This window comes from Dechloromonas sp. HYN0024, assembly GCF_003441615.1.
Taxonomy (GTDB): Bacteria; Pseudomonadota; Gammaproteobacteria; order Burkholderiales; family Rhodocyclaceae; genus Azonexus.
Map to the genome: position 1 here is coordinate 2359307 of NZ_CP031842.1, position 12749 is coordinate 2372055.

At 59.7% G+C, this 12749-nt stretch carries 10 protein-coding genes; 8 read left to right on the forward strand and 2 right to left on the reverse strand.

Annotation, left to right across the window (positions count from 1 at the left end):
• Positions 1–18 precede the first annotated feature (18 nt).
• From hrcA to HYN24_RS11305, 4 genes are all read left to right on the forward strand, one after another.
• On the forward strand, positions 19–1047 hold the full coding sequence (gene hrcA, locus HYN24_RS11290) for a heat-inducible transcriptional repressor HrcA (RefSeq protein WP_117609343.1): 1029 nt from the start codon (positions 19–21) through the stop codon (positions 1045–1047).
• On the forward strand, positions 1047–2150 hold the full coding sequence (hemH, locus tag HYN24_RS11295; protein ID WP_117609344.1) for a ferrochelatase: 1104 nt from the start codon (positions 1047–1049) through the stop codon (positions 2148–2150). The genes hrcA and hemH overlap by 1 nt, the downstream gene beginning before the upstream one ends.
• A gap of 51 nt (positions 2151–2201) precedes the next feature.
• Positions 2202–2636 carry a thioredoxin TrxC gene (gene trxC, locus HYN24_RS11300; RefSeq protein WP_117609345.1) on the forward strand — a complete coding sequence of 145 codons (435 nt, stop codon included), beginning with the start codon at positions 2202–2204 and terminating at the stop codon, positions 2634–2636.
• Positions 2637–2787: 151 nt separating this feature from the next.
• The gene (locus tag HYN24_RS11305; RefSeq protein ID WP_117609346.1) at positions 2788–4407 is read left to right on the forward strand and encodes a methyl-accepting chemotaxis protein; all 1620 of its coding nucleotides are present in this window, start codon (positions 2788–2790) and stop codon (positions 4405–4407) included.
• A gap of 55 nt (positions 4408–4462) precedes the next feature.
• On the opposite strand, the gene HYN24_RS11310 is transcribed toward HYN24_RS11305, so the two are convergent.
• Positions 4463–5830 carry a protein kinase gene (locus tag HYN24_RS11310; protein WP_117609347.1) on the reverse strand — a complete coding sequence of 456 codons (1368 nt, stop codon included), beginning with the start codon at positions 5828–5830 and terminating at the stop codon, positions 4463–4465.
• 149 nt (positions 5831–5979) lie between these two features.
• Between HYN24_RS11310 and grpE the strand changes: the two genes are divergently transcribed.
• From grpE to HYN24_RS11330, 4 genes are all read left to right on the forward strand, one after another.
• Positions 5980–6546 (forward strand): nucleotide exchange factor GrpE, encoded by a 567-nt coding sequence (grpE, locus tag HYN24_RS11315; RefSeq protein ID WP_117609348.1) that lies wholly within the window; start codon positions 5980–5982, stop codon positions 6544–6546.
• Positions 6547–6655: 109 nt separating this feature from the next.
• On the forward strand, positions 6656–8596 hold the full coding sequence (gene dnaK / locus HYN24_RS11320) for a molecular chaperone DnaK (RefSeq protein WP_117609349.1): 1941 nt from the start codon (positions 6656–6658) through the stop codon (positions 8594–8596).
• Positions 8597–8679: 83 nt separating this feature from the next.
• Positions 8680–9804 carry a molecular chaperone DnaJ gene (gene dnaJ / locus HYN24_RS11325; RefSeq protein WP_117609350.1) on the forward strand — a complete coding sequence of 375 codons (1125 nt, stop codon included), beginning with the start codon at positions 8680–8682 and terminating at the stop codon, positions 9802–9804.
• Between the two features lie 286 nt (positions 9805–10090).
• The gene (locus tag HYN24_RS11330; protein WP_117609351.1) at positions 10091–11230 is read left to right on the forward strand and encodes an ABC transporter substrate-binding protein; all 1140 of its coding nucleotides are present in this window, start codon (positions 10091–10093) and stop codon (positions 11228–11230) included.
• A 65-nt stretch (positions 11231–11295) separates the two neighbouring features.
• Here the strand turns inward: HYN24_RS11330 and cysS are convergent, their stop codons facing one another.
• Positions 11296–12666 carry a cysteine--tRNA ligase gene (cysS, locus tag HYN24_RS11335; RefSeq protein ID WP_117609352.1) on the reverse strand — a complete coding sequence of 457 codons (1371 nt, stop codon included), beginning with the start codon at positions 12664–12666 and terminating at the stop codon, positions 11296–11298.
• Positions 12667–12749 lie beyond the last annotated feature (83 nt).

Here is a 12749-nt window from a genome sequence, read left to right on the forward strand (position 1 = left end):
TTTTTGTACAATCCAGCCATGCTTGATGAACGTTCGCGCACCCTGCTCAAAACCCTGGTCGAACACTACATTGCCGACGGGCAACCGGTCGGCTCGCGTGCCTTGTCCAAGTTTTCCGGCCTCGACCTGTCGCCGGCGACGATCCGCAACGTCATGGCTGACCTTGAAGAGGCCGGCTTCGTCGCCAGCCCGCACACCTCGGCCGGGCGCATTCCGACAGCACGTGGTTACCGGCTGTTTGTCGATAGTCTGCTCACCGTCCAGCCGCTCGAAGCCCGACAAATGGGCCAGATGGAAGAAGCGCTGCATGGCCGGCCGTCGAGCCAGATTATCGCCAGTGCCTCGCAATTGCTCTCCAGCCTGTCGAACTTTGCCGGCGTTGTCATCGCCCCCCGTCGCCAGGCTAGCCGCATCCGCCAGATTGAGTTCCTCAACCTGTCGGAAAAACGCATCCTGCTCATCATCGTCACGACCGATGGCGATGTGCAGAACCGCATCGTCACGACCGACAAGGCGTATTCGCCGTCGGAACTGGTCAGCGCCGCAAATTACCTGACGCAGAATTTCGCCGGCCTCGATTTCGAGCAGATCCGCCAGCGCCTGGCCAGCGAGATCCAGCAACTCCGTGACGATATCAAGCCGCTGATGGCCCTCGCCCTCGATGCGGGCGACGCGGCCATGGCCGAAAACTCGGCCCCCTACGTCATCTCCGGCGAACGCAACCTGCTTGACGTCGAAGAACTGTCGTCGAACATGAAGAGGCTGCGCGAGTTGTTCGATCTCTTCGAGCAGCGTTCCAGCCTCGTCCGCCTGCTCGACATTTCGCACCGGGCCGAAGGCGTACAGATTTTCATCGGCGGCGAATCGGGCATCGCCCCGCTCGACGAATGCAGCGTCATCGCTGCCCCCTATAGCGTCGATGGCCGCATCGTCGGTTCAGTCGGCGTAATTGGCCCGACCCGGATGGCCTACGAACGGGTCATCCCCATCGTCGATATCACTGCCCGCCTGCTTTCCAGCGCCCTTTCCTACAAGTCGGATAACTAATGCCCCGTTTCCTCCCCGAGCCACCACACCGCCACGGCACCGCCGCCAGCACCGCCGTCGTCCTGGTCAATCTCGGCACGCCTGACGCACCGACTGCCCCCGCCCTCAAGCGCTATCTCAAGCAGTTTCTCTCCGACCCACGCGTCGTTGAAATTCCCAAACCGATCTGGTGGCTGATCCTCAACGGCATCATCCTCAATACCCGGCCGAAGAAATCCGCCGCCAAGTACGCCAGCGTCTGGATGCCAGAAGGCTCTCCCCTGCGCGTCCATACCGAGCGCCAGGCGAAGTTGCTCAACGGGCTGATCGGCCAACGCGGCCATCACGTCAAGGTAACCTGGGCGATGCGCTACGGTTCACCCGCGCTACCCGACGTGCTGACCCATCTCAAGGCCGAAGGAGCCAGCCGTATCCTGATTGTGCCGATGTATCCGCAATATGCGGCGAGCACGACGGCGACGGTGGTTGACGACGCCTGCCAATGGCTGACAAAAATCCGCAACCAACCGGAAATGCGCTTTACGCGGAACTTTCACGACCATGACGGCTATATCGGTGCACTCGAAAAGACGGTACGCAAGCACTGGCAGACGAACGGCCTGCTGGGCGACAAGGACCGCCTGCTCATCAGCTTCCACGGCCTGCCCAAGCGCAGCCTGACCCTGGGCGATCCGTATTTCTGCGAATGCCACAAAACCGGCCGACTGCTCGCCGAGCGACTCAATCTCAAACCGGAACAATTCCAGATCTGTTTCCAGTCACGTTTTGGCAAGGCCGAGTGGCTCCAGCCCTACACTGCCCCGACCCTCCACGAATGGGGCAAGCAGGGCGTCCGCCGGGTCGATGTCATTTGCCCTGGTTTCGTCGCCGACTGCCTCGAAACCCTCGAAGAAATCGCCCAGGAAGGCCGCGACGACTTTCTCAAGGCTGGCGGCAAGGAATACCACTACATTCCGGCGGTCAACGAAGACGATGCCTGGATCAAGGCGCTGGCCGACATTGTTGAAAGCCACCTGGCCGGCTGGCCGACGCAAGTCGCCATCGACCCCCAGTCGCTCGAAACGACGGCCCGACAAGCCATCAAATTCGGCGCCCGCTCGTGAACCCGGTCACCACAGCGACACACCAGATGCATCAAGCCCACCGAGCCAGCCATGCCTGAAACCAGTCTGCATGTCGTCTGTCCGCACTGCACTGCAGTCAACCGGATCCCCGCGCCAAAGCTGGATGCCGGCCCGATCTGCGGCCAGTGCAAGCAGCGGATGTTCACCGGTGAGCCACTGGAACTGACCGCCGCCACATTTGACCGCCACCTGACCCGTAACGATCTACCCGTCATCGTCGACTTCTGGGCTCCGTGGTGCGGCCCATGCCGGATGATGGCACCCGACTTCCATCAGGCGGCCATTGATCTCGAGCCGCGCATCCGGCTGGTCAAGGTCAACACCGAAGCCGAGCAGCAGCTGGCAGAACGCTTCAATATCCGCAGCATCCCGACCCTGGCCATTTTTCGACAAGGCCGGGAAATCGCACGACAGAGCGGTGCTCTTGACCTCGGCTCGCTGAAACGCTGGATACAGGCTCATTGACGCCCGCTTTAAGGGCAAAATATACCCACCGGAATCAATTGTAGAAATTTGAACTTCTGGAATATTTTGCATGCAGCACAAACGACTGGCACAATCCAGTCAATAGAACCGCCCGCCTGGCTAAAATGGCGGCTAAAAATCGAGGGACATCATGTTTCGCATTGCCGACCTGAAGATCTGGATACGCCTGACAGCGGCCATCTGGCTGGTACTCGCCATCATCTGGGCGGGCGCCATTGTCTGGACCACACAGGTCAATAGGGAGACGGCGATCCTGCAGGCGCAGGATTTTTCCAAGAGCATCCACGAGATGACCATGGCCGGTCTGACCGGCATGATGCTCACCGGCACCGTCGGACAACGCGAAGTTTTCCTCGACCAGATTGAGCAGCTATCGGTCATCAAGGATCTGATGGTGGCCCGCAGCGATGCCGTGGTCAAACTGTACGGCCCCGACACCAAGAGCAAACGCCCCCTCGACGCCCTGGAAAAGGAAGTGATGGCCAGCGGCACACCCTATACATCGGTTGAATCGGCCAACGGCAGTTCCTACCTGCACGTCATCAATCCAACCAAGGCGGCAAAAAACTACCTTGGCAAGGACTGTACCCTGTGCCACCAGGTTCCCGAAGGCACCGTACTCGGCGTGGTCAGCATGAAGGTTTCGCTCGACTCCGTCGAGGCACAGGTTTCCGCCTTCCGCATCAAGATTGCCGGTGTCGCCCTGGCGGCACTTGGTGCCCTCCTCGTCCTCATCTACCTGATCACCAACCACTTCGTCAGCAAGCCGCTTGAGGCCTTGCGTAGCGGGCTCAGCGACATCGCCCGGGGCGAGGGCGACCTGACCCGTCGCCTGGACATCAACGGTCGCGACGAAGTCGGCCAGGCGGCGCAGGTCTTTAATGAAATGATGGAAAACTTCAACCAGCTGGTCCGCCAGGTACGCGACTCGGCCAGCCAGGTTTCCGCCCGTGTCACGGCCCTCTCCGACAGCGCCGACCGGGTGACGCAGAGTTCGCATCAGCAGAACGAGAAATCAGATCAGGCGGCCTCGGCGGTCGAACAGCTGGTTTCGAGCATTTCGTCGATCGCCCAGAGCGCCGAACATGTTCAGCACCAGTCGCAGGAAAGCCTGGCCCGTGCCAACGAGGGCAGCCGCAACCTCACCACCCTGCTCGGCGAAATGAATGTCGTCGAACGTGCCGTCAAGGAAATGGCCGAGTCGGTGAACAACTTCGTGCGCAATACCGAAGCGATCACCATGATGACCCGCGAGGTCAAGGACATCGCCGAACAGACCAACCTGCTGGCCCTCAATGCCGCCATCGAAGCAGCACGAGCCGGCGAACAGGGACGCGGCTTTGCCGTCGTTGCCGATGAAGTCCGCAAACTGGCTGAAAAGTCGTCACGCTCAGCCAGCGAAATCGATGCCATTACAGCCCAGCTCAGCGCCCAGTCGGTCGCCGTCCGCCGCAGCATTGAAGAAGGCATGGCCCACCTGGAAAGCAGCCAGACGGCCGTCCATTCTGTCTCGGATGTCCTGGCCGCGACCAATGGTTCGGTCACTGCCGTCGGTCATGGCCTTGACGCCATTGCGTCGGCCACCGACCAGCAGCGCCGCTTCTCCGGCGAGGTTGAAAACAGTATCGAGTCAATCGCCGGCATGGCCCGCGAAAATTCCGGCACAGTCGAACAGACAGCCAGTGCAGCGCACGACCTCAAGCGCCTAGCCGAAAGCCTGGCCACACTGGTCGGCCGCTTCAAAGTCTAGTGCTTTAAGTGGTAACGAGTCATTGGTCGGCAACGACCAATGACTTTCGGGCAACTCACATCGGGGCCAGCTGAAGGTCGATGCCACCCGCCGGCCGCGACGGACCTCCCGGGCCTGCCGCCGAATCGGCGCGAACCGCCGGTTGCCCTTGCGCCGCAGCGATCCGGTTAACCTCCCGCAGGCGCTTGATCATGCGTCCCAACAGGGCGTTGCGCATGCGTTCGAGCAGTTCTTCCGAGGATAGGGCAAGGGCCGCCGCATTGACTTCGAGGAACACGGTCGGCTCCAGGGTGACCGCTGTCGCATGGCGCTGGTCGCTCGCCGGGTGGAGAAAGGCGACTTCCCCGACCGGTTCGCTACGCCCGAGGCGGCACAAGGCTTTTCGGTCGATCGATATCTCGACTGAGCCGCTGATGATGATACCGAAATACTTGTTGCGCTCACCTTCACGGATCAGCGCAACGTTGGGCAGCACCTCGCGCCAGACCGAGACGCGCAGCACTTCCCAGATTTCGACATTTTCGAACTCGACGAAGAACTCAAGTCCGCGCAAGGTTTCAAAATGCTGCGTGTCCTTCTCGGTCTGGTCCTCGTCAAGCATCTGGTAGCGCACCGCCGACAGATCCTTGGCCATCTCCGCTCCATTCCGGTAGCGGCTGTAGAGGTCCTTTTCCAGCGCCCGCCGCATGATGGCATTAAGCCCATCCGGCAGGTTCGGGTTAAGCGCCGTCACGGCTGGCGCATCGGTATTGATGATGCGATAGACCAGTGTTGCCTGGTTGTTGGCACGAAACGGCAGGCGCCCGGTAAGCAGCTGGAACATCAGGACACCGAGTGAATAGAGGTCGGTCTTCTGGTTGAGCGGATAGCCCTTGATCTGTTCCGGCGACATGTAGGCCGGTGAGCCAACCCCCATGATGAAGGTCGAATCGCGGTCCATGTCCTTGTTCATGTTCAGCGCCAGCCCGAAGTCGGCAATCTTCGGCTCGTCATTGGCGGCGATCATGATATTCGCCGGCTTGATGTCGCGATGGATGATGCCCTGCCGGTACGCCGCATCAAGCGCCATGCAGCACTTGAAAATGATGCTGATGGCCCGGTGCATGGGCAGCAGTTTGTCGATCCGGCAGTTATCCTCAAGCGTGAAGCCTTCGACATACTCCATGGCCAGGTAGGCATAATCCTTTTCGACCACGGCTTCGTAGACACGAACGATATTGGGGTGGTTGAGTCGTTTGGACACCATCCCCTCGTTCTGGAACAGTTTGCGCATACGACGCGACATGGCGGCACTGTCGTGACCGAAGCTGATGACCTTGACCGCTACCTGGCGACCGGCATCCGGATCGTCGCAGAGATAGACGGTCGCCGTAGCGCCTTTGCCCAGCTCGCGAATCACCCGGTATTTGCCAATCTTCTCCATTCAGGATGTCCCCCATGCATTTATGGAATTATCGTAGCACGCAGGCTGCGCCTCGGTGTCAATTTTGCCAGTTAAAAATAATTGACCTTCCCCCTTGAAACGGCTCGCACCGCCCCCAGATAAAGCTGCAGAATTTTGGGAGATAACGCATGAGCAATACCGAAAACCCTCAGGAAACCCTGCCTGCCAGCGAAACGCCGGTTGACCCGGGCGTTGAAGCAGCGACCGCACCGGCCGCCGAAGACCATACGGACAAGCTGCCGAGCATCGAAGAGCAATTCCGCGAGCTTGAGTTGCAGGCCGCCGAACATCACGACGCCTGGCTGCGCGCCAAGGCCGAGGGTGAAAATATCCGCCGCCGCGCCCAGGAAGATATTTCCAAGGCACACAAGTTTGCCGTCGAACGCTTTGCCGGCGAGTTGCTGGCCGTCAAGGACAGCCTCGAAGCTGCCCTGGCCGTGCCGGAACAGACCGTTGAAAGCTTCAAATCCGGCGTCGAACTGACGCTCAAGCAGCTCGTTGCCGCCTTTGAAAAAAACGCCCTCAACGAAGTCAGCCCGGCCGGCGAGAAATTCGACCCGCACAAGCACCAGGCCATCGGCATGGTCGATTCCGAACAGGAGCCGAACACCGTTGTCACCGTGCTGCAAAAAGGCTACACCATCGCCGATCGCGTCCTGCGTCCGGCTCTGGTCATGGTTGCCAAGGGCAAATAAACCTTTCAATTTTGGGCGTTTTTTCCGGTTGACCGTAACAAGTCCCTTGAAAACGGTTTGAGCGCCCCCAATTCACGAACATCAGTCAATTATCTTTAAGGAACGAATCATGGGCAAGATCATCGGTATCGACCTCGGCACGACCAACAGCTGCGTCGCCATCATGGAAGGCGGCCAGCCGAAGGTTATCGAAAACGCAGAAGGCGCGCGCACCACGCCGTCCATCATTGGCTACACCGAAGATGGCGAGATCCTCTGCGGTGCCCCGGCCAAGCGCCAGGCCGTGACCAACCCGAAGAACACGCTGTACGCGGTCAAGCGTCTGATAGGCCGCCGCTTCGAAGAGAAGGAAGTGCAGAAGGACATCTCCCTGATGCCTTTCAAGATCGTCAAGGCCGACAACGGCGACGCCTGGGTTGAAGCGCGCGACAAGAAAATCGCCCCGCCGCAGGTTTCTGCCGAAGTGCTGCGCAAGATGAAAAAGACGGCTGAAGACTACCTCGGCGAAGAAGTCACCGAAGCCGTCATCACCGTGCCGGCCTACTTCAACGACAGCCAGCGCCAGGCAACCAAGGACGCCGGCCGCATCGCTGGTCTCGAAGTCAAGCGCATCATCAACGAACCGACCGCTGCCGCCCTCGCCTTCGGCATGGACAAGACCAGCAAGAACGACCGCAAGATTGCCGTTTATGACCTCGGCGGCGGCACGTTCGATATCTCGATCATTGAAATCGCCAATGTCGACGGCGAAACCCAGTTTGAAGTGCTCGCCACCAACGGCGATACCTTCCTCGGCGGCGAAGACTTCGACCAGCGCCTGATCGACTACATCATCGACGAATTCAAGAAGGAATCCGGCGTCAACCTGAAGGCCGACGTCCTCGCCCTGCAGCGCCTCAAGGAAGCCGCCGAAAAGGCCAAGATCGAACTGTCCTCGAGCCAGCAGACCGAAATCAACCTGCCCTACATCACCGCTGACGCCTCCGGTCCGAAGCACCTGGCCCTCAAGGTCACCCGCGCCAAGTTCGAATCGCTGGTTGATGAACTGGTCGAGCGCACCGTCGCGCCCTGCGTCATGGCCCTCAAGGATGCCGGCTGCAAGATCACCGACATCGACGACATCATCCTCGTCGGCGGCCAGTCGCGCATGCCCAAGGTGCAAGAGAAAGTTAAGGAAATCTTCGGCAAGGAACCGCGCAAGGACGTGAACCCGGACGAAGCCGTCGCTGTCGGCGCAGCCATCCAGGGTGGCGTGCTGCAAGGCGAAGTCAAGGACGTGCTGCTCCTCGACGTCACCCCGCTCTCCCTCGGTATCGAAACCCTGGGCGGCATCATGACCAAGCTGATCCAGAAGAACACGACGATCCCGACCAAGGCCTCGCAAGTCTTCTCGACCGCCGATGACAGCCAGTCCGCCGTCACCATCCATGTCCTCCAGGGCGAGCGTGAAGTTGCTTCCGGCAACAAGAGCCTCGGCCAGTTCAATCTGGAAGGCATCCCGCCGGCCCCGCGTGGCACGCCGCAGATCGAAGTCATTTTCGACATCGACGCCAACGGCATCATGCACGTAACCGCCAAGGACAAGGCCACCGGCAAGGAAAACAAGATCACCATCAAGGCCAACTCGGGTCTGTCCGAAGAAGAAATCCAGGCCATGGTCAAGGATGCCGAACTGCATGCCGAAGATGACAAGAAGGCGCACGAACTGGCTGATGCCCGCAACCAGGCCGATGGCATGGTGCACATGGTCAAGAAGTCGCTGACCGAGTACGGTGACAAACTCGACGCCGGCGAAAAGGAAGCCATCGAAGCCGCCATCAAGGGCGTTGAAGATGTTCTGCGCGACGGCGACAAGGAAACCATCACCGCCAAGACCGAAGCCCTCTCGGCAGCCGCCCAGAAACTCGGCGAAAAGATGTACGCCCAGCAACAGGCTGAAGGCGCTGCCGCTGGTGCGACTGGCCAGCAACAGGCGGCCGGTGGCGAGAAGACCGTCGAAGGCGATGTCGTTGATGCCGAATTCACCGAAGTGAACAAGGACAAGAAGTAAGTCCTGACGCAAGAGCCCGGCGCCGAGCCTTCCGGAAACATCCGGCGGCGCTCGGTGCCTTTGTCACTTGACGGGTAGAAGAAATGTCAAAACGCGATTTTTACGAGATTCTCGGCGTCAACCGCGATGCCAGCGATGAAGAAATAAAGAAGGCCTACCGCAAGCTGGCCATGAAGCATCACCCCGACCGCAACCCGGACAATCCGGCGGCGGAGGAGAAGTTCAAGGAAGCCAAGGAAGCCTACGAAATCCTGTCGGATGGCCAGAAACGCTCGGCCTATGACCAGTTCGGCCACGCCGGCATTGACCAGCAGGCAGGCATGGGTGGCGGTGGCGGCGGTGGTTTCGCCGATGCCTTTGGCGGCATCTTCGACGAAATTTTTGGCGGCCGGGGTGGCGGTGGTGGCGGTCGCTCCAACATCTACCGCGGCGCAGATCTCCGCTACAACCTCGAAATCACCCTGGAACAGGCCGCCCACGGCACGGAAACCAAGATCCGCATTCCGACCATGGAAGTCTGCGAGCCCTGCCACGGCAGCGGCGCCAAGGCCGGCACCCAGCCCAAGACCTGCCCGACCTGCGGCGGTTCCGGCCAGGTTCGCCTGCAGCAAGGCTTCTTCTCCATTCAGCAGACCTGTCACAAATGCCACGGCACCGGCCGCTTCATCGCCGAACCGTGCAAGAGCTGTGATGGCGCCGGCCGCATCAAGCAACACAAGACCCTCGCCGTCAAGATTCCGGCCGGGGTGGACGAAGGCGATCGCATCAGGCTGTCCGGCGAGGGAGAGCATGGCGTCAATGGCGGCCCGCCGGGAGATCTGTATGTTCAGATCCACCTCAAGCCTCATGCCGTGTTCACCCGCGACCACAATGACCTCCATTGCGAAATGCCGATCTCGTTCACCGCGGCAGCCCTCGGCGGCGAAATCGAAATCCCGACACTGGATGGCGCTGCGGCCATCAAGATTCCAGCCGAAACCCAGTCCGGCCGCGTCTTCCGCCTGCGCGGCAAGGGCATCAAGGGGGTACGCAGCCACACCCACGGCGACCTGATGTGCCACGTCGTCGTCGAAACACCGGTCAACCTTACCGAACGCCAGAAGGAATTGCTGCGCGAACTCGAAGAATCGAGCCGCGACAACAGCGCCAAGCACAATCCGCGCTCCAAGTCGTGGATGGACAAGGTCAAGGATTTTTTCGCTGAATAATGCTTGACGCTGCAGCGCAGGCGCGCTCGCATCGCAAGTTAAGGTACGTAGTACCGGCCGAAGCTACAAGGTCAAGGACTTCTTTGCGGAATAACGCTTAGCACGTCTGTAGGCACAACCCCGAGGGGCCGGAAACAATACCGGTCCCTCGGGGTTTTCTTTTTCCTGCATTTATTTGACCCCGGCAGGCAATCGGAATAAATCACCATAGCCTGAATCACCCCGTTCCCGGTAATATCCCCGGCTGTTAGAATAATCCGATCAAATATACGGGGGGAGACAAACGATGCAAGTCCTCAAGCGACTGGCCACCATTGGCGCCATTGCCTTTTCCACGCTGTGCTGGGCAGAAAACGGCGTCACCGACACGACGATCACCCTCGGCATGTCGGGCCCTCTCTCGGGTCCGAACGGTGCCTATGGCCAGGATATGCGTCATACCATCGGGGCCTATTTCGAGCAGATCAACAAGAGCGGCGGCATAAACGGCCGCAAGCTCGAACTGATCGCGCTTGATGACGGTTATGAAACCGAACGCACCGTTGCCAATACCAAGACCCTGATCAAGGAGAAGAACGTCTTCGCCCTGCTCGGCTATTACGGCTCCAGCCCGACCACCGAAGCCATGAACACTGTCTTCGGTCCGGCCCGGGTACCTCTGGTCGGCACCATTTCCGGCGCAGCGACGCTGCGCGAACCGAGCACCAGCAACGCCAACACGCGCTATATGTTCAACGTCCGGGCCAGCTATGCCGACGAAGCCGAAGTCATCGTCAACCAGATGCTCTCCCTTGGCCTGAAAAACATCGCCGTGCTCTACCAGAATGATGGTTTCGGCAAGTCCGGCCTGGAAGGTGTGACCAGCGCGCTCAAGAAATACAACCTCGCGCCATCCGCTGTCGGCACCGTCGAACGCAACTCGCTTGATGTCACTGCTGCCGTCGACGCCATTGCCAAGGCATCACCGCAGGCCGTGGTCATGGTCACCCTCTACAAACCGACCGCCGCCTTCGTCAAGGCCATGAAAAAAATCGGCCAGCACCCGATGCTGATGACCCTGTCGCCGGTCGGTGCCGAGCTGCTGGTCCAGGAACTCGGCGCAGACGCCCGCGGTATCGGTGTGTCACAGGTTGTTCCCTACCCCTGGAATAACGTCGTGCCGGTCGTTCGCGAATATCAGAAGCTCTCCGACAAGGGCGTCTTCTCCTACTACGGCACGGAAGGCTACATCATTGCCCGGACCATGGTCGAAGGCCTGAAACGCGCTGGCAAGGATCTCACCCGTGAAAAGCTGGTGACGGCGCTGGAAACCATGAACGGCACCGATCTTGGCGGCTACCGGATCAACTATGGGCCGAATACACGCCTTGGTTCGCGTTTTGTCGAATTGACGGTGATCGGCCAGGGCGGGAAGATTCTCAAGTAATACCGACTTTCAGCCAAAAAAACGGCCCGTTTTCGGGCCGTTTTTATTTGAAGACGGAGCGAAAGTCAGGCCCGCCGCCAGCTCGTCCCCTGGGGACTGTCATCGAGCGCAATGCCCGCCGCCTTCAGCGCATCCCGAATCCGGTCGGACTCGGCAAAGTTCTTCGCCTTCTTGGCCGCGGCCCGATCAGCAATCATCTGCTCGATAGCCGCTTCATCAAGACCACCAGCCGCACCGCCACCCTGCAGGTAAGCCATCGGCTCGCGCTCGAGCAGGCCGATCACGCCGCCCAGTGCCTTCAGCAAGCCGGACAGTTCTCCACTCTTCTGCCGATTGGCTTCAGCCGCCAGTTCGAAGAGCACCGAGATGGCGCCATGCGAATCGAAGTCTTCATTCAGCGACGCGGCAAAACGGGCAGCAAAATCATTGCTCCAATCGATCTCAACCGAGGCAGGCGGCACGTCGCGCAAGGCAAAATACAGGCTGTCGAGGCTGCGTTTCGCGTCGTCGAGGTGGGCGTCGGAATAATTCAGCGGGCTACGGTAATGGGCGCGCAGAATAAAGAAACGCACAACTTCAGCATCAAACTGCTCGAGCACGGTGCGGATAGTGAAAAAATTACCCAGCGACTTCGACATCTTCTCGTTGTCGACGCGAACGAAACCGTTGTGCATCCAGTAATTGACGAAGGAGCACTGATGCGCGCCCTCGGACTGGGCGATCTCGTTTTCGTGATGGGGAAACTGCAAGTCCTGGCCACCACCGTGGATGTCGAAATGCTGACCGAGAAGTTTTGAACTCATGGCCGAACATTCGATGTGCCAGCCCGGACGCCCGTCGCCCCACGGCGACTCCCAGGCCGGCTCGCCCGGCTTGGCATGTTTCCAGAGGACGAAATCGAGCGGATCCTGCTTGGCCGAATCAACCTCGACACGCTCTCCGGCCCGCAGATCGTCGAGCGATTTGCCGGACAGCTTGCCGTAGCCGGGGAACTTGCGCACCGCGTAATTTACATCGCCGTCTGCCGCCAGGTAAGCGAGGCCGGTGGCCTCGAGCTGGCCGATCAGATCGAGCATTTCCGGCACGTACTCGGTTGCCCGCGGCTCGAAGTCCGGCCGCTGGACACCCAGCGCATCGGCATCTTCGTGCATGTAGGCAATGAAACGATCGGTCAGCTGGAGGATGGTCTCGCCATTCTCGGCAGCCCGCCGAATGATCTTGTCGTCAATATCGGTAATGTTGCGGACGTAGGTGACGTCGTAACCGCTGGCCTTCAGCCAGCGATAAACCATGTCAAACACCACCATGACTCTGGCATGACCGAGGTGGCAGTAGTCATAAACCGTCATGCCACAGACATACATGCGAACCTTGTTCGCTTCGATCGGAGTGAATACCTGCTTTTCGCGCTTGAGGGAGTTGTAGATCTTGAGCATGCCGGGAGGGAAAGGGGCTAGGCCGGCTTGCTATTCCCTATGGAATAGCCGGCGTTTTTGGTAGAATCAGAGGATTGTATAAC

Bases quoted from the DNA above. Each gene is read 5' to 3' on its own strand.
- trxC (WP_117609345.1), top strand. From the start codon at position 2,202: ATGCCTGAAACCAGTCTGCATGTCGTCTGTCCGCACTGCACTGCAGTC.
- grpE (WP_117609348.1), top strand. From the start codon at position 5,980: ATGAGCAATACCGAAAACCCTCAGGAAACCCTGCCTGCCAGCGAAACG.
- dnaJ (WP_117609350.1), top strand. From the start codon at position 8,680: ATGTCAAAACGCGATTTTTACGAGATTCTCGGCGTCAACCGCGATGCC.
- HYN24_RS11310 (WP_117609347.1), bottom strand. From the start codon at position 5,830: ATGGAGAAGATTGGCAAATACCGGGTGATTCGCGAGCTGGGCAAAGGC.
- cysS (WP_117609352.1), bottom strand. From the start codon at position 12,666: ATGCTCAAGATCTACAACTCCCTCAAGCGCGAAAAGCAGGTATTCACT.
- dnaK (WP_117609349.1), top strand. From the start codon at position 6,656: ATGGGCAAGATCATCGGTATCGACCTCGGCACGACCAACAGCTGCGTC.
- hrcA (WP_117609343.1), top strand. From the start codon at position 19: ATGCTTGATGAACGTTCGCGCACCCTGCTCAAAACCCTGGTCGAACAC.
- HYN24_RS11330 (WP_117609351.1), top strand. From the start codon at position 10,091: ATGCAAGTCCTCAAGCGACTGGCCACCATTGGCGCCATTGCCTTTTCC.
- HYN24_RS11305 (WP_117609346.1), top strand. From the start codon at position 2,788: ATGTTTCGCATTGCCGACCTGAAGATCTGGATACGCCTGACAGCGGCC.
- hemH (WP_117609344.1), top strand. From the start codon at position 1,047: ATGCCCCGTTTCCTCCCCGAGCCACCACACCGCCACGGCACCGCCGCC.